Origin of the sequence: Streptomyces sp. NPDC057428 (assembly GCF_042803195.1) — a bacterium.
GTDB lineage: Bacteria > Actinomycetota > Actinomycetes > Streptomycetales > Streptomycetaceae > Streptomyces.
In genome coordinates, this window is record NZ_JBHVCT010000075.1 from 12,907 (window position 1) to 31,329 (window position 18,423).

The window sequence follows — 18,423 nt, forward strand, 5'->3', positions numbered from 1 at the left end:
AAGACCGGAATGCGGTGGAGAGGGCTGGATCAGAGCTGGAGCGCTACGGCTCAACAGCTGTGACAGCTGGAACAGCAACAGCGGGTCCGGACAGCGCTACGGAACCCACGGGTGTGGGTCGCGTACATCGCTGCGGTCGCTGGCATGAGGTCAAGGAGACGGGCACCGTGTGCGTTCTGTCAACTCAATGCGCGAGGTGGCGGCAATCTTTCACCCCATCCGGTTGTGCGGACGGAAGAAAGGTTTTGGCACCCATTTCAGAGGCAAGGTGGCGCATCAAAGGCGTGTGCAAACACGGTTGAGGACTCGTGACCCTGCTGTGATCTTGGTCGCTTCGGTGATCGAATCGGAGCATCGGGCCGACCGGAGTAGTCCTTCTCCTTGAGGGCGGGGCGTGGGGCGACGTCGATGGCATATGTCAGGTTTTTGGTAATTTGAACACTTTCCGCATACGCTTGGTTCCGCAGAGTGAATACCGGGGCCAATAGCAGATCTTCGCTTGACTGGCTCGAAGCTACACACTTGTAATTTCACTCGTGTCGTTCGGCCGCATCGATAACGGCCGCATCACGGGGACGCAAGAGACAGACGAGGGGCGCACATGACCGAGCTGTTCCAGCAACTGCTGGTCGAGGACGCGGACGAAGAGCTCGGCTGGCAGGAGCGCGCGCTGTGCGCCCAGACCGATCCGGAGTCCTTCTTCCCCGAGAAGGGCGGCTCCACCCGCGAGGCCAAGAAGGTCTGTCTCGCCTGCGAAGTCCGTTCCGAGTGCCTTGAGTACGCCCTCAACAACGACGAACGGTTCGGTATCTGGGGCGGCCTCTCCGAGCGCGAGCGCAGACGCCTGAAGAAGGCGGCCATCTGACGCAGCGCCCCCGGACACCGGGGTCGCGATGGCCTGGGGGCCGCATCCTGCCGAGGGGTGCGGCCCCCAGGCCATCGGCACGTCCGGCCACCTCCGCGTCCCGCCGGTCAACCGCTCGGCGCGGGGCGCACATCCGTACCGTTAGTGTGGGGCCCCGTCCGAGAGACGCGTCAACGCCCCACCGGGGCGCGCGTGTACACCGATGCAGCCCCCGGGGGGACCCCCTCCGGACCCGGCCGGAGGGCCCGTACCCCGATGTCCGTGCACAGCCACCCGGCGGCGCCGAATGCGGCCGCCGCAGCCCCTGAGTTCCCCCGGCACGTCGTCACCGCCGTGCTCGTCGCACACGACGGCGCGCGCTGGCTGCCCGACGTGCTCGCAGGCCTGCTCGGGCAGGAACGCCCCGTGCAGAACGTCGTCGCCGCCGACACCGGCAGCGCCGACGACTCCGCCCGCCTGGTCACCGAGGCGCTGGGCGGTGAGCGCGTCCTGCACCTGGCGCGGCGTACGAGCTTCGGCACCGCCGTCGAGGAGGCGACCCGCTCCGCCGGCGTCCTCACGCCCGACGACCTGCCGTATCTGAAGCGCCCGAGTGGCTGGGACCCCGTCACACGGACCTGGCGCGACGACGCCTACGACCTTCCCGAGCTCCCGCACGGTGATCCCGTCCAGTGGCTCTGGCTGCTGCACGACGACAGCGCCCCCGAGCCGGACGCGCTCGCCGAGATGCTGCGCGTCGTCGAGAACGACAGGCACGCCGCGATCGTGGGACCCAAGCTGCGCGGCTGGTACGACCGGAAGCAGCTCCTCGAGGTCGGCGTCTCCATCGCCAACAGCGGACGCCGCTGGACCGGACTGGACCGCCGCGAGCAGGACCAGGGCCAGCACGACCTGGTCCGCACCGTCCTGTCCGTGTCCTCCGCGGGCATGCTCGTGCGACGTGACGTCTGGGAGGAGCTCGGCGGCTTCGACCGCAGGCTCCCGCTGATGCGTGACGACGTCGACCTCTGCTGGCGTGCCCACATGGCGGGTCACCGGGTCCTCGTCGCCCCGGACGCGGTCCTGCGCCACGCCGAGGCCTCCGCGAGGGAACGCCGCCCCATCGACTGTGCCGGGCGGTCGGTCGCCAGCCCGCACCGCGTCGACAAGGCCGGCGCCGTCTACACCATGCTCGTCAACGCCCGCGGCAAGCAGCTCCCCTGGGCCCTGCTCCGTCTCCTCGTCGGCACGGTGCTGCGCACCTTCGCCTATCTCGTCGGCAAGGTGCCCGGCCAGGCACTCGACGAGGTCGCCGGACTCTTCGGAACCCTGCTGCGGCCCGGACGGATCCTCGCCGCCCGCCGAGCGCGCCGCGGCGGAACGGTGGACGCGGCCGAGCTGCGGTCACTCTTCCCGCTGCCCGGCGCCACGGTCCGCGCCACCGTCGAACAGATCGCGGGCAACTTCGGCAGCCGCACCGACACGGACTCCGGCGGTTCGCGCCACGGAGCGGTCGAGTCCGGCCCAGGCGGGGACGACGCCGACTTCCTTCAGATCGAGCAGTTCGCGCGCCTCAAGCGGCTCGGCCGCAAGCCCGGGCCGGTCCTTTTCGCGCTCCTCCTCCTCGTCTCGCTGGTGGCCTGCCGCGGCCTCCTCGGCGGCGGCGCGCTCGCGGGCGGCGCCCTGCTGCCCGCCCCGGCCGACGTCTTCGACCTCTGGGGGCGGTACGCGGACGGATGGCACCCCGTCGGCACGGGCGGAACCCAGTCCGCTCCTCCCTACCTCGGTGTGATCGCCGCCCTGTCGGCACTCTTCCTCGGCTCCACGGGCTTCGCGCTCACCCTGCTGCTCGTCTGCTCGGTCCCGCTCGCCGGGCTCACCGCGTACTTCGCCTCGCGCCCGCTGATCGAATCCCGGCTACTGCGTGCCTGGGCGAGCGTCGCGTACGCCTTCCTGCCGGCAGCGACCGGAGCGCTGGCCACCGGACGCCTCGGCACGGCCGTCCTGGCCGTGCTGCTGCCCCTGATCGCCCGAGCGGCCGTGGCCGCTCACGGGCTGCGCGGGGACGGTTCGAACGCACGCGGCAGCTGGCGCGCCACCTGGGCGTACACGCTGCTGCTCACGTTCACCACCGCCTTCACCCCGATCGTGTGGCCGCTGGCCGTGGTGCTCGGGATCGCGGTGCTGGCCCTGCGCCGGAAGGACATCGCGGCGTACGGCCTGCGCTTCCTGGCCGCGGTGGGTACCCCGCTGCTGGTCCTCGCGCCCTGGTCGCTCTCGCTGCTGACCAGTCCATCGGACTTCCTGAAGGAGGCCGGGCTCGACATCGGTCCGGGCACGGCGTCCGCCCTCGACCTGCTCGGTATCAGCCCCGGCGGCCCGAAGGCGGCGGGCGGCGTCCTGCTGCTGGGAATCGTGCTGGCCGCGCTGGCCGCCCTGCTGCGCGGGGAGCGGCAGTTCGCCATCCGTACCGCCTGGGTGGTCGTGCTCACCGGCCTTCTCTTCGCGGCCATCTCCAACGGCTCGACCTGGGCGGGGCCCGCGACCCTCGTCTACGGCATCGCGCTGCTCGTCGCCGCGCTGCTCGGTGCGGACGGCGCCCGGGTGCGCGTCGCCGCCCTCAGCTTCGGCTGGCGTCAGCCGGTTGCCGCGCTCATCGTGCTGGCCGCCGGGATCGCCCCGGTCCTGGCCGCGGTCGGCTGGATGATCGGGGGCGCGGCCGGACCGCTGGAGCGCCGCGACCCGGTGCAGGTGCCGGCGTTCGTCGCGGAGGAGAGCAGTACCCGCGACCAGCCTCGCACCCTGGTCCTCGGGGGCACGTCCCCGGCCGCCGTCTCCTACAGCCTGGTCCGCGGCTCGGGTGCCCGGCTCGGCGATGCCGAACTGACCGAGGCTGGCGGAAGCAACGGCCACCTCGACAAGGTGGTCGCCAACCTGGTCGCGGGCTCCGGCGCCGACCAGGGCAGCCAGCTGAGCGGCTTCGCGATCCGCTACGTCCTCGTACGTGACGGGGCGCCCCGCCGGATGAGCCGCGTCCTCGACTCGACCCCGGGCCTCAGCCGGCTCAGCCAGCTGGACGGCAGCGCCCTGTGGCGGGTCGATCGCCAGGTCGCGCGACTGACGATCGTCCCCTCCGGCGACGACGCGGTGCCCGTTCCCGTCGGGTCGCTGCCCGTGGAGGCGCACACGAAGATCCCCGAGGGGGGCACGGGGCGGGTGCTGCGGATCGCCGACGCGGCCGACCCGGGCTGGCAGGCCACGCTGAACGGCCGGGCGCTGACCCCGAAGACCGTGGACGGCTGGGCGCAGGGTTTCACCCTCCCCGCCGAGGGCGGCACGCTCGACCTGACGTACGACGCCCCGATCACGCACACCGCCTGGGTCTGGACGCAGGTCGCGCTCGGCATCGTCCTGGTGGTCATGGCCCTGCCGGGCCGCCGCAGGGAGATCGACGACGACCTGCCCGAGGAGACGGACACCGTCCCGGCCGAGCCGGTCGCCGGTGAGGGCCGCCGGGCGCGCAGGCTGCGTGCGGCGGCCCAGGCGGAGGCGACCGCAGAGGACGCGGAGGGGCCGGTGTACACGGACGACGTATCCGGCGGCGCCTACGCGGACGACCGGGACGCCGATCCGGACCGTTACATCCCCGGGCAGCAGGACGCCGATCCGTACGCATCCGTCCCGGACGATCAGGACGCCACGGGCGCGTACGCGGCCGTTCCGCAGCAGAACTACGGCGAGTGGGAAGCCCAGCAGTACCAGGGTGCCGACTACAGCCAGTATCCGGAGGGCCAGGACACCGGCCAGTACCCGGGCGGGCAGGAGACCGGACAGTATCCCGGCGGCCAGGACGCGGGCGGGCAGTACTACCAGGCCGAGCCCTACCAGCAGGATCCGTACCAGCAGGACCCGTACCAGCAGCAGGGCGCCTACGACCCGTACGGCTACGCCCAGCAGCAGCCCTACGCCACGGGGGCCGGCGAAGCCGCCCCGTACGAGGGCCAGGACGGGTACGACGAGAACAGAGCCCCGGGCCAGGGCCCGTGGCCGACCGGCAACGCATCGCGAGGCGAGTCCGAGTGAAGTCCACACCCCTGTACCTGGTCGCGGGCACCGTCGCCCTCGCCGCCGTCACCGGTTTCGCCGCGCTCACCGCGCCCGGCGACGAGGGCCCGGCCGAGCCGAAGGCAGCGGCACTGCTTCCGGTGGAGCGCTCCAGCCTGCTGTGCCCCGAGCCGAGTACGTCCGACCTGGCGGATACGACGTACACCTCCTTCACCCCGGAGGGGGATGGCGGCGGGGAGGCCGGCGCGGCCGAACTGAAGGCCGCCGAGCGCCTGCCGACGGAGGACGCGCCCGCCGGCGAGGACGCGGACAAGGACAAGGAGACCGACGCCGAGAAGGGGAAGACGGCGGGGGCCAAGCCCGTCCTCTCCCTCAAGGACCTCGGCAAGCCGTCCACCGCCGAGACGTCCAAGTCCGGCGCCCCCGCCCTGGTCGGCACCGCGACCGGCAGGCTCGCTCCCGGCTGGACGACCCAGCAGACCACCATCGCCGAGGCCGGTGGCGCCCGCGGCCTGCTCGGTGTCAGCTGCACCACCCCCGACACGGACTTCTGGTTCCCGGGAGCGAGCACCGCGACGGCGCGCCAGGACTACGTCCACCTGACCAACCCCGACGACACGGCCGCCGTCGCCGACATCGAGCTGTACGGGGCCGAGGGCCCCCTCAAGTCCGACGCGGGGGAGGGCATCACGGTCCCGGCCAGGTCCAGCGTGCCGATCCTGATCTCGACGCTGACCGGGGAGGCCGCCGAGAACGTGACCGTCCACGTCACCACCCGGACCGGTCGGGTCGGCGCCGCCGTGAGCGCCGCCGAGGACAAGGTGGGCAGCGACTGGCTGACCAAGTCCGCCGACCCGGCGCAGACCCTGGTCCTGCCCGGCATCCCGTCGGACGCCACCTCCGTGCGGCTGGTGGCTTTCGCGCCGGGGGAGGACGACGCCGACGTGAAGATCCAGCTCATGGGCAAGAACGCGACGTTCTCACCTGCCGGGAACGACACCCTGCACATCAAGTCGCAGATGACCGCGAGCGTCGACCTCAAGAACATCACCCGGGGTGAGCCCGGCTCGATCCGGCTGACCTCGACCGACGGCAGCGAGACACCGGTGGTCGCGGCTCTGCGCGTGGTGCGCGGCAGCGGGGCCGGGCAGGAGATCGCGTTCATCCCGGCGACCGGGCCGGTCGGCGACCGGGCGAGTGTCGCCGACAACCGGGCCAAGGCCTCGGTCCTCTCCCTGGCCGCCCCCGGAGCGACGGCCAAGGTCAAGGTGACCTTGTCGGCGGGCAGCGACGGCGGTGAGAAGACCTCCAAGACCTACACGGTCAAGGGCGGTACGACGCTCGAGGTGACGCCCGAGGCTCCGGCGGGCCTCAAGGGCGCCTACGCACTGACGGTGGAGACGGAGTCGGGCGGCCCGGTCCACGCCGCCCGTACGCTCACGCTCAAGGAGGGCGGCGTCAGCATGTTCACCGTGCAGACGATGCCGGACGACGGTGGCGCGGTCGAGGTGCCCGCGGTGCGGCAGGACCTGTCCGTCCTGGACGACTGAGGCCGGGGGCGCCGCGGGCCGGCCCGACCTGCCCGTGGCGCTCGCTCCTGTGCGCCGCGCCAGGTCCTTCCCGCGCGGCTCAGTCCTGCCCGTAGCGCGGGTCGACCGACTCGGGTGACAGGCCGAGCAGCTCCGCGACCTGCTCAACCACGACCTCGTGCACCAGCATGGCCCGCTCGTCCCGGCTCTTGACGCGGATCTCCACGGGGCGCCGGTAGACGACGATCTGCGCAGGACGGCCCTTCTCCGCGGACAGCGCGCGGCCCAGCGGCACCGTGTCCTCGAGGGACCCCGGTACGTCGAGTACGAGGAAGTCGACGTCCGACAGCTGCGGCCAGCGCCGCTCCAGCCGTTCCACCGAGTCCTGGACGAGGTCGCGGAAGCTCTCGGCCCTGCTGACCGACAGCGGGACCTGCGGCGGCGCGACCGGCCCCCGCATCCCGCGGCCGTGACGGTCGCGACGGCGGGGCCGGGGCTCCTGCGGGTGGGGCGTTACGGGACTGTCCATCACCGACGCAGCGTAACCCTCCTCCGGGCGCGCCGATCACGGCTTCTCCGCAGGCAGACCGGATGTCCGCGGATGCGCGTTCCGGCCGCGGACAGGTGCGATTCCGGTCCTTGCCGTGACCGAGGAGCCTGCGTCGAATGACCGCTCATGTCCTGGGCCGGTGACCGCAGGAGCCCTGGCGCACACCGGCGCCGACGGGCTGCCGTGCAGGTCGGAACGGCTGTACGGGCGCCGTGCCGCACCGGGCCGGGAGACGACACGAGGGAGTGACCCGGGGGAGTGTCGTCGCAGCCCGCTCAAGAGTGCGGTACCGTCCAACATCGTGAGCCCTGTACGTCGCTGTTCGCGAACCGCGTGCGGCCGTCCCGCCGTCGCGACACTGACGTACGTCTATGCCGACTCGACCGCGGTCCTCGGCCCGCTCGCCACCTATGCCGAGCCCCACTGCTACGACCTCTGTGCCGAGCACGGTGAGCGGCTCACCGCGCCGCGCGGCTGGGAGGTCGTCCGGCTCTCCGACCCCTCGGCGCCCACCCGTCCCAGCGGTGACGATCTCGAAGCGCTCGCCAACGCCGTACGCGAGGCGGCGAGGCCGCAGGACCGGCAGCCGGGCGGCCGTGGGCCGCGTGCGGCGGACCCGGTTGAGGTCGCGCGCCGGGGACATCTGCGGGTGCTGCGCTCCCCGGAGTCCTGACGGCGCGTCACGTTTCACTGATTTTTCGTCACTTCCCGTCCTCCACACGCCACATGCCCGTTCGGGGACGTTTCCCTGCTCGGGGCATTGACGTGGACGTGTCGCGGACACGGCCGGCGCCGTCGTCGGACTCGCCGGGCGGGAAGGGGATCTGCTGTGCAAGGTCCTGGCCTGGAGCCCGAACCTGTTGCTGGTGATGTGCCTGGTGGCGATGGGCAGAGCACGGTGGTGCTGGGCTGCATGCTCCCCTGACGGACGGTCCGATGCCGCCGGGTAGTTTGGGCCGTCCGCACAGACCCCCAGGAGGACCGGCCGTGGTAGCTGACCTGTCGCAGCTCGTGAAGGCGTACGACGTGCGCGGAGTCGTGCCCGACCAGTGGGACGAGCCGCTCGCCGAGCTCTTCGGCGCGGCCTTCGTCCAGGTCACCGAGGCGGACGCCATCGTGATCGGCCACGACATGCGGCCGTCCTCACCCGGTCTGGCGGCCGCCTTCGCCCGCGGCGCAACGGGACGCGGCGCCGACGTGACCCTCATCGGGCTCTGCTCGACGGACCAGCTGTACTACGCGTCCGGGGCCCTCGACCTGCCCGGAGCGATGTTCACGGCCTCGCACAACCCGGCCCGGTACAACGGCATCAAGCTGTGCCGCGCCGGAGCCGCACCCGTCGGCCAGGACACCGGCCTGACCGAGATCCGCACCCTGGTCGAGAAGTGGTCGGAGCACGGTATCCCGGAAGCGGCCGCCGCGGTCCCGGGCACGGTCACCGAGCGCGAGACGCTCAACGACTACGCCGCGCACCTGCTGGGACTCGTCGACCTCTCCGGGATCCGTCCGCTCAAGATCGTCGTGGACGCGGGCAACGGCATGGGCGGCCACACCGTCCCCACCGTGTTCGCGGGCCTCCCCCTCGACCTCGTACCCATGTACTTCGAGCTCGACGGCACCTTCCCGAACCACGAGGCCAACCCCCTCGACCCGAAGAACATCATCGACCTCCGGGCCCGGGTCCTCGCCGAGGAAGCAGACCTTGGTCTCGCCTTCGACGGCGACGCCGACCGCTGCTTCGTCGTCGACGAGTACGGCGACGGCGTGTCCCCGTCCGCGATCACATCCCTGGTCGCCGCCCGCGAGCTGGCCCGCAACGGCGGCAAGGGCACCGTCATCCACAACCTGATCACCTCCTGGTCGGTACCCGAGGTCGTGCGCGAGAACGGCGGTACCCCCGTCCGCACCCGCGTCGGCCACTCCTTCATCAAGGCCGAGATGGCCGCGCACGGGGCGATCTTCGGCGGCGAACACTCCGCCCACTACTACTTCCGCGACTTCTGGAACGCCGACACCGGCATGCTCGCCGCTCTTCACGTCCTCGCCGCACTCGGCGGACAGGAGGGGCCCCTCTCGGGCCTCGTGGAGCGCTACGACCGCTACACCGGGTCCGGCGAGATCAACTCAACCGTCACCGACCAGGCGGGCCGCCTCTCCGCGATCAAGGCCGCCTACGGTGGACGTGACGACATCCGGTTCGACGAACTGGACGGACTCACGGTCACGAGCGGTGACTGGTGGTTCAACCTCCGCGCCTCCAACACCGAGCCGCTCCTGCGCCTCAACGTCGAGGCACGCGACGGGAAGACCATGGAGGCGGTACGTGACGAGGTTCTCGCCCTCGTCCGCGCGTGACCGGCAGGCACCGGGGCACACGCGGCGTGGGCACCCGGTGTCCACGCCGCCGCCCGACGCATGCCCGGTCGGGCGGTTCCTGCCGGGCCGCGACCCTGTCGGCCCGGCGGTAGGCTGACCAAGCCCCGAGCTCCGCGGACCGTACGGGTCCGCACCGCACCGCACGCCCGAAGGGACCCGCCCATGCCGCTCGAAGCCGGCCTTCTGGAGATCCTCGCCTGCCCGGCCTGTCACGCCGCGCTCGACGACCGGTCCGCCGCCGAAAGCCCCGAGCTGGTCTGCACCGGCGCGGACTGCGGTCTCGCCTACCCGGTGCGCGACGACATCCCGGTCCTCCTCATCGACGAGGCCCGGCGCCCCGTCTAACCGCACCTTGATCAGCACGGTGATCGGAGGCCCACCGCCATGCTCGACGAGTCGTTGCTCGACGCACCGGACGCCCTGGCCCGAGCAGACCGTCGCGGACTCCTCCGCGGCGCCGCCGAAGCCGGGGCCCGCGTCCGTACCGCCGCCCTGCACGCCGCCGAGGCGGGCATCGGTGCGCTCGCCCCTGAAGGCCGGCCGCGCGCCGTCCTCGTCGCGGGGCCCGGTACCGCCGCGTCCGGCGTCGCCGATCTGATCGGCGCCCTCGCCGGGGCCGCCGCACCCGTCACCGCGATCCGCCCCACCGGGGTCGCGGCTGCCGCAGGCGCGCTGCGCTGGACACTGCCGGGCTGGGCCGGATCCGTCGACCTGCTGCTCATCGCCACCGCCGACGGATCGGAACCCGGCCTCGCGCGCCTCGCCGAGCAGGCGTACCGCCGCGGCTGCACCGTCGTGGCCGTCGCCCCCGTCCGCTCCCCGCTGAGAGAAGCCGTCGACGGAATCCACGGACTCGTCGTGCCGATGGCGGCCGCCCCGCACGGGGAGTACGACGCCGAGACATCGGCGGCGGGGCCCGGCACCCTGTGGGCCCTCCTCACCCCGCTGCTGGCCCTGCTGGACCGGGTGGGCCTCGTCGACGCACCCGCCGATGCCCTGCAGAAGGTCGCAGACCGGCTCGACCGCACCGCCGAGCGCTGCGGACCGGCGATCGCCACGTACAGCAACCCGGCCAAGACCCTTGCGGCCGAGCTCGCCGACAGCCTGCCTCTGGTCTGGACGGAGGGGGACGCGGCCGGCCCCGTCGGCCGCCGGTTCGCCGCGGTCCTGGCCGAGCTCGCCGGCCGCCCGGCCCTGGTGGCCGAACTGCCCGAGGCACTGCCCTCCCACGGGGCGCTGCTGGCCGGGGCCTTCGCCGCGGGGGCCGACCCCGACGACTTCTTCCGTGACCGGGTCGACGAGCCCGAGGCCATGCGGGCCCGCGTCGTCCTGCTCCGCGACCGGCGCGCAGGCGGACTGACCGCCGGACCGGCGGCCCGCGAGCTGGCGCTCGGCCACGACACGGCCATCAGCGAACTCGAACCCGAGGAGGGCAGCGAGCTGGAGTCCCTCGCCGAACTGCTCGCGGTCACCGACTTCGCCGCCGTCTACCTCTCCCTGGCCTCCGACAACAGGGTCTGACCAACCGCTTCCCCCACGAGGGACGACCGCACGCTCACCGCACAGGGGAGACCGCCCGCGACGGACAACGGAGTCCGACGGACTGGCTTCCCACAGGGCATCACAGCCCCCGCACATCCACGAGGACGAATCTCCATGGACCGGCTCTCCAACACCGTGCGCCCCTATGCCTGGGGGTCCACCACAGCCATTCCCGAACTGCTCGGCACAGTCCCGACCGGCGAACCGCAGGCGGAGATGTGGATGGGGGCCCACCCCGGGGCCCCCTCCAGGCTGAGCCGCCCCACGGGTCCTGGGGAGCAGTCGCTGACCGACGTCATCGCGGCTGACCCCGAGCGTGAACTCGGCCCCGCCGCCGTCCGGGCCTTCGGTCCCCGGCTTCCTTTCCTGCTGAAGCTGCTGGCCGCCGGAGCGCCGCTCTCCCTCCAGGTCCACCCCGACCTGGCACAGGCACAGCAGGGGTACGCGGACGAGGAGCGCCGGGGCATCGCCATCGACGCGCCGCACCGCACCTACAAGGACGCCAACCACAAGCCCGAGCTGATCTGCGCGCTCACCCCGTTCGAGGGCCTCTGCGGATTCCGCAGGCCCGACGAGGCCGCGGCCTCGATGGCGGCCCTCGGCGTCGACTCGCTCAAGCCCTACGTGGACCTGCTGCGCGCCCGCCCCGAGGAGGCGGCACTGCGCGAGGTCCTCACGGCGATCCTCACCGCCGACCCGGACGAGATGGCGGGTACGGTCGCCGAGGCGGCCGAGGCCGCGGAACGGCTCGGCGGCGCCCATGCCCCTTACGCCCAGATCGCCCACCACTACCCGGGCGACCCGGGCGTGATCGCGGCCATGCTGCTGAACCACGTGCAACTCCAGCCCGGCGAGGCCATGTTCCTGGGAGCGGGCGTGCCGCACGCCTACCTCGGTGGTCTCGGCGTCGAGATCATGGCCAACTCCGACAACGTGCTGCGCTGCGGACTGACCCCCAAGCACATCGACGTCCCCGAACTGCTGCGTATCGTCCGGTTCGAAGCCACCGAGCCCGGCATCCTGCGGCCCGAGGCATCGGCCACGGGCGAGGAGCTCTACGAGACGCCGGTCGACGAGTTCCGGCTGTCGCGCTACGTCCTGTCCGCCGGCGGCGCCCCGGTCGACCTGACTGCCGGCACCCCGCAGATCCTGCTCTGCACCGCGGGATCCCCGCGGGCCGGGGAGACCGCCCTCGCGCCCGGCGAATCCGTGTTCGTTCCGGCGGACGAAACGGTCGAAGCTTCCGGTACCGGAACGCTCTTCCGGGCGACCGTAGTTGTCTGACGTACGGCCCGCACCTGTGACTGCAACAATGTCCGGCCGTAACGCGGCGCCCGTGCCGCAGCACCGAGGAAGGGACACCAGGCACCCATGAGCGCGTCAGGCGGAACCAAGGCGATCGTGGCGGCACTCGCCGCGAACCTCGCGATCGCGGTGGCCAAGTTCGTTGCGTTCCTCTTCAGTGGCTCGTCGTCGATGCTGGCCGAGAGCGTCCACTCACTCGCGGACTCGGGCAATCAGGGCCTCCTTCTGCTCGGCGGGAAGAAGGCCAAGAGGGAGGCGACGCCCGAGCACCCCTTCGGGTACGGGCGCGAGCGTTACATCTACGCCTTCCTCGTCTCCATCGTGCTGTTCTCCGTCGGCGGCATGTTCGCGATCTACGAGGGCTACGAGAAGATCAAGCACCCGCACGCGATCGAGGCCTGGTACTGGCCGGTGGGCGTACTGGTCTTCGCGATCATCGCCGAGGGCTTCTCCTTCCGTACGGCGATCGCCGAGTCCAACCAGACCCGAGGCAAGCTCACCTGGACGCAGTTCGTCCGCCGCGCCAAGGCGCCCGAACTCCCCGTCGTACTCCTCGAGGACTTCGGCGCGCTGGTCGGCCTGGTCCTGGCCCTCGCCGGTGTCGGCCTGGCGCTCGGCACCGGCGACGGCGTGTGGGACGGCATCGGCACCCTCTGCATCGGTGTCCTGCTGATCGTCATCGCGATCGTCCTCGCCGCGGAGACCAAGTCACTCCTGCTCGGTGAGTCGGCAGGTATCGAGGACGTCGAGAAGATCCGTGCCTCGGTGGTCGACGGCGACACCGTCACCCGCATCATCCACATGCGCACCCTGCACCTCGGCCCCGAGGAACTCCTGGTCGCCGCCAAGATCGCGGTACGCCACGACGAGTCCGCCGCCGAGGTGGCCGCGGCCATCAACGCAGCCGAGAGCCGGATCCGTGAGGCAGTGCCGATCGCCCGGGTCATCTACCTCGAGCCGGACATCTACAACCAGGCCGCGGCCGAGGCCGGCGCCAACCCCGGCAAGACGCCGGGCGGCCGGACACCCTCCGGCGAACCGGCCGGATCCGGCCACTGACTCCCTGGGAAACAGCCCCGAACGGTTCCGCGACCCACACCGATGCCCGGGTGGGCTGGGGCTCGCTGGGCCGTTCGGTGTAGATTCGAGTGAATACCAGACGTCGCTGCTGATGGCGGTCGATCGGTCCGCCGGAGCGGGCCGGCCGAGGGAGAGAGGGCCTCCGACGGACTGCACTGCGGATCGCTCGGGCATTCGTGTGCCCGTGGCCGCCGCAGAGCCAGCCAGTCCACCCTCGACCCATCACGAGGAGCAGCCCGTTATGACGACGGCCGCCAATCGCCAGGACTTCAAGGTCGCCGACCTCTCCCTCGCCCCCTTCGGGCGCAAGGAGATCACCCTCGCCGAGCACGAGATGCCCGGCCTGATGTCGATCCGCAAGGAGTACGCCGCCACGCAGCCGCTGGCCGGCGCCAGGATCACCGGCTCGCTGCACATGACCGTGCAGACCGCGGTGCTCATCGAGACCCTCGTCGCCCTGGGCGCCGAGGTCCGCTGGGCCTCCTGCAACATCTTCTCCACCCAGGACCACGCCGCCGCCGCCATCGCGGTCGGCCCGAACGGCACTCCGGACGCCCCCGCGGGCGTCCCGGTCTTCGCCTGGAAGGGCGAGACCCTGGAGGAGTACTGGTGGTGCACGGAGCAGGCTCTGACCTGGCCGAACACGCCCACCGGCGGTCCGAACATGATCCTCGACGACGGTGGCGACGCCACCCTCCTCGTTCACAAGGGTGTCGAGTTCGAGAAGGCCGGCGAGGCCCCGGACCCGTCGACCGCGGACAGCGAGGAGTACGCGCACATCCTCACCCTGCTGAACCGCACGCTCGGCGAGTCCCCGCAGAAGTGGACCCAGCTGGCGTCCGAGATCCGCGGCGTGACCGAGGAGACCACCACCGGTGTGCACCGGCTGTACGAGATGCACCGTGACGGCACCCTCCTGTTCCCGGCGATCAACGTCAACGACGCGGTCACCAAGTCGAAGTTCGACAACAAGTACGGATGCCGCCACTCGCTGATCGACGGCATCAACCGGGCCACCGACGTACTGATCGGCGGCAAGACCGCCGTCGTCTGCGGCTACGGCGACGTCGGCAAGGGCTGCGCCGAGTCCCTGCGTGGCCAGGGCGCCCGCGTGATCATCACGGAGATCGACCCGATCTGCGCCCTGCAGGCCGCCATGGACGGCTATCAGGTCGCGACGCTCGACGACGTGGTGGAGACCGCCGACATCTTCGTCACGACCACGGGCAACAAGGACATCATCATGGCCTCGGACATGGCCCGGATGAAGCACCAGGCCATCGTGGGGAACATCGGCCACTTCGACAACGAGATCGACATGGCCGGCCTGGCCAAGATCGACGGCATCGTCAAGGACGAGGTGAAGCCGCAGGTCCACACCTGGAAGTTCCAGGACGGCAAGGTCCTGATCGTGCTGTCCGAGGGCCGTCTGCTGAACCTGGGCAACGCCACGGGCCACCCCTCGTTCGTCATGTCCAACTCGTTCGCGGACCAGACGCTGGCCCAGATCGAGCTGTTCACCAAGCCGGAGGCCTACCCGACCGACGTCTACGTGCTGCCGAAGCACCTGGACGAGAAGGTCGCCCGCCTTCACCTGGATGCGCTGGGCGTGAAGCTCACGACCCTGCGCCAGGAGCAGGCCGACTACATCGGTGTCCCGGTCGAGGGCCCGTACAAGTCCGACCTCTACCGCTACTAGGAACCTCGCCGGCCCACGGTCGGCGGGACCCTCAGCAGCAGGTCCGAACGCAGGCCCCCGCACCCCCGTGCCGGGGGCCTGCGCCGTACCCAACCCGCACAGCCCGAGGAACCCGAAGGACCCCATGCCCCGCGGCCGATATTCGCTCCACGACCTCCACGACCACACCCCCCTCGGCGAAGAACACTTCCACTGCGCCCCCGGCCCGTCCGGCTGGCGCTACGTCTCGCAGACCACGGGCCCCTCGGGCGCCCACCTGGGTTCCGTCGATCTGGCCCTGGACGAGCTCGGCCGCCCCATCCGCCTGGAACTGCACGCCGCGAGCTGGCAGATCCGAGGTGCCGCCATCGACGGTGTCACCTGGGTGCGCACCGACCCGACCGGCGCGGACGCCACCGAAGGAAACGTCCGAGCCCGGGCCTTCTCCGGAACCTCCCCCGCATTCCTCGTCGCCACTGCCCGGATCCTGCGCCTCACCCCCGCTTCCCCCGCCGCCCGCGTCCGCCTTGTCACCTTCACGGACCCGGTTCTCGCCCCCCGCACGGTCGACCAGGCCTGGTCCCTGCTGAACAGTGAAGCGCACGCCACTGACAACGGACCTCTGACCGTGGACGAGTACCAGGTCGACGCGCTCGACACGGGCGACCGGCACACCGTGCACATCGCGGGCGACGTGGTGCTCGCCGCTCCCGGCATCGAGCTCGAACACCTCGAATCCCCGCCCTCGGCCATGCCCCGCCCGACGAGTGGGACCCATGGGACCTAGGCGGACAACTGCCCGGTGGTCCGGCCGGGGCCGGCGGTTCGGTTCGGGTGCTTCGGTCCGGTGGCGGCTGGGCGGTCAGGATTCCCGCCTTTCGATTGCCGATTGCCGATTGCCGATTCCGGGTTCCGGGTTCAGGCCGGAGGGGCGAAGCCCGTCCTCGGCTGCCCCTGCGTGCCCTCGACGCGTGCCGTCGGCGTATCACCCTCGCGGTGGGTCTCCGGCTGACCTGCGTCCGGCAGGGTCCGGTGGGCGCTCACCGGTGCGTCACCGGGCGCGCTCGTGTTGAGGTGTCCGGGCATGTGCGCAGGTTTGAACAGGGGTGCAGCCAAGGGGGATTCCTGGGCACGCCCCCGCGCGGTGCGGTTCGCGGCGGCACTCAGCCGACGGGCGTCACGTGTCTGACGCTCGTGCACCACGGCGGCCAGATAGGCCGCCGCGGGAACTCCCTGCGGCACCGGGGTGCCGGTCAGCGCGGCGAGGTCCGACGAGAGACGTTCGGCCATCGACCACCGCACGGCGGCGTCCAGTTGACGCATGCGGGTCAGGTACTGCCGTATCGCAAGCCATAGGCCGTCGGGAACTGTGGACAGGTCGACCTGCTGGAAGCGGCCCATCAGCCAGGGCGGTGGCGGGGGCACGGCGAGCGTGCGGGCGGCCGACACCCGCTCACGTACCACGAGAGTTCCGCCGAACACGTCACCGAGCCGTCGGCCACGAGCTGACACCAGTGACGAGATGCAGGCCACGACGCCGAACGTACCCAGGATCTCGACCACGCCCATGGAGCCTCGCACCAGAGCGTGCCGGAAGCGGATCGGTCCGCCGTCGTCCCGCACGACGCGAAGTCCGCAGGCGAGTTTCCCGAGGGAACGGCCCTGGCTGAGGGTCTCGACCGCGATGGGCCCGCCCACCAGCACCAGAAGGAACGTGGCGACGCCTATCGCGGCGGTCGCCGCCTCGTCGAGCGTCACGGTCGCCACGGCCAGACCGACGGACAGCAGGACGAAAACCGTCAGGAGTACCGCGAGATCGATGGCGATCGCCAGCGCCCGGCTCGGCAGCCTCGCCGGCTGCAACCCCAGTACGACCGCGTCCCCGGTCACGAGCTCGTTCATCGCCACCCACCCCTCGCCGCCCTTCCCTGCCCCTCGGGACCACAGTCTGCCAAGCTGACCCGCAACGCGCCGCCGCAGTACGGACCGTACGCACCCATGCATGGAGCAGAAGCCGACCATGGACCTCGACGTCTTCGTATCCACCCACCGAACCGAGTGGGACCGCCTGGACCACCTTCTGCACCGGGGGCGCAGCCTGACGGGGGCGGAAGCGGACGAACTCGTCCTCCTCTACCAGCGCACGGCGACCCACCTGTCCCTGATCCGATCGAGCGCGCCGGATCCGATGCTGACCGCGCGGCTCACCCAGCTCGTGGCCCGCGCCCGCTCCACGGTCACGGGCACGCGCCGGGCTTCGTGGCGGGACGCCGCCCGGTTCCTGACCGCGGGCTTTCCTGCCGCCGTCTACCGGTCGAGGCAGTGGTGGATCCCGACAGCCGTGCTCTCCACACTGCTCGCAGCGGTCATCGGCTGGTGGATCGGCACCCACCCGGAGGTTCAGTCGGCGATAGCCGCACCCGAGGACCTGCGCGCGCTGACGCGCCCCGGCGGGGAGTACGAGACTTACTACTCCAGCCATCCCGCAGCTTCGTTCGCCGCCCAGGTCTGGACGAACAACGCCCAGGCCGCGGCGATGTGTCTCGTGCTGGGCGCCTTTCTCTGCGTACCGGTCATCTGGATCCTCTTCGTCAACGTGCTCAACCTCGGCGTAGGTATCGGCCTGATGTCCTCCGTCGGCAGGCTGGACACCTTCCTGGGGCTCGTGCTGCCGCACGGGCTGCTCGAACTCACAGCCGTGTTCGTGGCAGCCGGTACCGGACTCCGTCTCGGCTGGACCGTGATCGACCCGGGCCCCTTCACACGGCGTACGGCTCTCGCCCAGCAAGGCAGGGCCGCGCTCGGCATGGCCATCGGGCTGGCGCTGGTCCTGTTCGTCTCCGGGGCCATCGAAGGCTTCGTCACCCCGTCGGACCTTCCGACCTGGGCCCGTATCACCATCGGCGTCGTGGCCGAGGGCGCCTTCCTCGTCTATGTCTACGTACTCGGAGGACGGGCGGCTCGCGCGGGTGACATCGGAGATCTCGATGCCGGCGAACGAAGCGCCGAACTCCCCTCGGCTGCCTGACGGGCGATGTGCGTGACAGGGCGTTGGCCTGCTAGTCTCCTCTTCGCCCACAAAAAACCGTTGACACGGTCGGCGTGGGGAGGTAGATTTGAACGGTTGCAAGGAGCTGGACAGGCTCGCCTGCGACGGTTAAGGTTCATCTCGCTCGTGAAGGGGACGACGTCCCCGCAGAGCCGATCGATTCTTCTCTCTCTGGCAAACAGGCCGATTCACTTGGTCGAATTGCTTCTGATAAAGTCGAGTCAGCCGAAAGGCAAAGGCCACTCCACAGGTCGCCGGAATCAAATTCGGACCGGAAACGGAACGAAAAAGAGTCTGGTAAAGTTGGAACCGCCGGAAAGGGAAACGCGAAAGCGAAGAACTGGAAAGCGGAACAAGTAGTAACCCGCTTCGACCGGGAATCGGACACGAAAGAGTCTGATAGAG

General features: G+C 71.0%; 14 protein-coding genes. 12 read left to right on the plus strand and 2 right to left on the minus strand.

Annotated elements, in window-relative coordinates; translation table 11 throughout:
* Nucleotides 1-601 precede the first annotated feature (601 nt).
* The 3 genes from ACFU5K_RS24315 to ACFU5K_RS24325 all read left to right on the plus strand — a co-directional run bounded on the left by ACFU5K_RS24315 (nucleotide 602) and on the right by ACFU5K_RS24325 (nucleotide 6,459).
* Complete coding sequence (locus ACFU5K_RS24315) at nucleotides 602-865, plus strand: WhiB family transcriptional regulator (protein ID WP_031093859.1); 264 nt, start codon at nucleotides 602-604, stop codon at nucleotides 863-865.
* Nucleotides 866-1,120: 255 nt separating this feature from the next.
* Nucleotides 1,121-4,927, plus strand: coding sequence for a glycosyltransferase (locus ACFU5K_RS24320; protein WP_384065219.1), 3,807 nt, complete (start codon nucleotides 1,121-1,123; stop codon nucleotides 4,925-4,927).
* A complete protein-coding gene (locus ACFU5K_RS24325; protein ID WP_384065221.1) occupies nucleotides 4,924-6,459 on the plus strand; it encodes a DUF5719 family protein in 1,536 nt (511 codons plus the stop codon). The genes ACFU5K_RS24320 and ACFU5K_RS24325 overlap by 4 nt, the downstream gene beginning before the upstream one ends.
* Nucleotides 6,460-6,538: 79 nt before the next feature.
* On the opposite strand, the gene ACFU5K_RS24330 is transcribed toward ACFU5K_RS24325, so the two are convergent.
* Nucleotides 6,539-6,967, minus strand: coding sequence for a metallopeptidase family protein (locus ACFU5K_RS24330; RefSeq protein ID WP_384065223.1), 429 nt, complete (start codon nucleotides 6,965-6,967; stop codon nucleotides 6,539-6,541).
* Between the two features lie 322 nt (nucleotides 6,968-7,289).
* Here ACFU5K_RS24330 and ACFU5K_RS24335 point away from each other — a divergent pair, with 322 nt between their 5' ends.
* The 8 genes from ACFU5K_RS24335 to ACFU5K_RS24370 all read left to right on the plus strand — a co-directional run bounded on the left by ACFU5K_RS24335 (nucleotide 7,290) and on the right by ACFU5K_RS24370 (nucleotide 15,756).
* Nucleotides 7,290-7,661, plus strand: coding sequence for a DUF3499 domain-containing protein (locus ACFU5K_RS24335; RefSeq protein WP_384065225.1), 372 nt, complete (start codon nucleotides 7,290-7,292; stop codon nucleotides 7,659-7,661).
* A 314-nt stretch (nucleotides 7,662-7,975) separates the two neighbouring features.
* Nucleotides 7,976-9,343, plus strand: a complete 1,368-nt coding sequence (locus ACFU5K_RS24340) for a phosphomannomutase/phosphoglucomutase (RefSeq protein ID WP_384065227.1) — start codon at nucleotides 7,976-7,978, stop codon at nucleotides 9,341-9,343.
* Nucleotides 9,344-9,526: 183 nt separating this feature from the next.
* Nucleotides 9,527-9,709 (plus strand): Trm112 family protein, encoded by a 183-nt coding sequence (locus tag ACFU5K_RS24345; RefSeq protein ID WP_384065229.1) that lies wholly within the window; start codon nucleotides 9,527-9,529, stop codon nucleotides 9,707-9,709.
* Nucleotides 9,710-9,748: 39 nt separating this feature from the next.
* Nucleotides 9,749-10,885: an SIS domain-containing protein gene (locus tag ACFU5K_RS24350; protein ID WP_384065231.1), complete on the plus strand. Its 1,137-nt coding sequence runs from the start codon at nucleotides 9,749-9,751 to the stop codon at nucleotides 10,883-10,885.
* Between the two features lie 135 nt (nucleotides 10,886-11,020).
* Nucleotides 11,021-12,190 carry a mannose-6-phosphate isomerase, class I gene (gene manA / locus ACFU5K_RS24355; RefSeq protein ID WP_384065233.1) on the plus strand — a complete coding sequence of 390 codons (1,170 nt, stop codon included), beginning with the start codon at nucleotides 11,021-11,023 and terminating at the stop codon, nucleotides 12,188-12,190.
* Between the two features lie 87 nt (nucleotides 12,191-12,277).
* Nucleotides 12,278-13,270, plus strand: a complete 993-nt coding sequence (locus ACFU5K_RS24360; protein WP_384065236.1) for a cation diffusion facilitator family transporter — start codon at nucleotides 12,278-12,280, stop codon at nucleotides 13,268-13,270.
* Between the two features lie 262 nt (nucleotides 13,271-13,532).
* The gene (gene ahcY, locus ACFU5K_RS24365) at nucleotides 13,533-14,990 is read left to right on the plus strand and encodes an adenosylhomocysteinase (RefSeq protein ID WP_384065238.1); all 1,458 of its coding nucleotides are present in this window, start codon (nucleotides 13,533-13,535) and stop codon (nucleotides 14,988-14,990) included.
* 124 nt (nucleotides 14,991-15,114) lie between these two features.
* Nucleotides 15,115-15,756, plus strand: coding sequence for a hypothetical protein (locus ACFU5K_RS24370; protein WP_384065240.1), 642 nt, complete (start codon nucleotides 15,115-15,117; stop codon nucleotides 15,754-15,756).
* A 131-nt stretch (nucleotides 15,757-15,887) separates the two neighbouring features.
* Here ACFU5K_RS24370 and ACFU5K_RS24375 read toward each other — a convergent pair whose 3' ends face one another.
* Nucleotides 15,888-16,871, minus strand: coding sequence for an RDD family protein (locus ACFU5K_RS24375; RefSeq protein WP_384065242.1), 984 nt, complete (start codon nucleotides 16,869-16,871; stop codon nucleotides 15,888-15,890).
* Nucleotides 16,872-16,989: 118 nt separating this feature from the next.
* On the opposite strand from ACFU5K_RS24375, the gene ACFU5K_RS24380 reads away from it, so the two are divergent.
* Nucleotides 16,990-17,997 carry a stage II sporulation protein M gene (locus tag ACFU5K_RS24380; RefSeq protein ID WP_384065246.1) on the plus strand — a complete coding sequence of 336 codons (1,008 nt, stop codon included), beginning with the start codon at nucleotides 16,990-16,992 and terminating at the stop codon, nucleotides 17,995-17,997.
* Nucleotides 17,998-18,423: the final 426 nt, after the last annotated feature.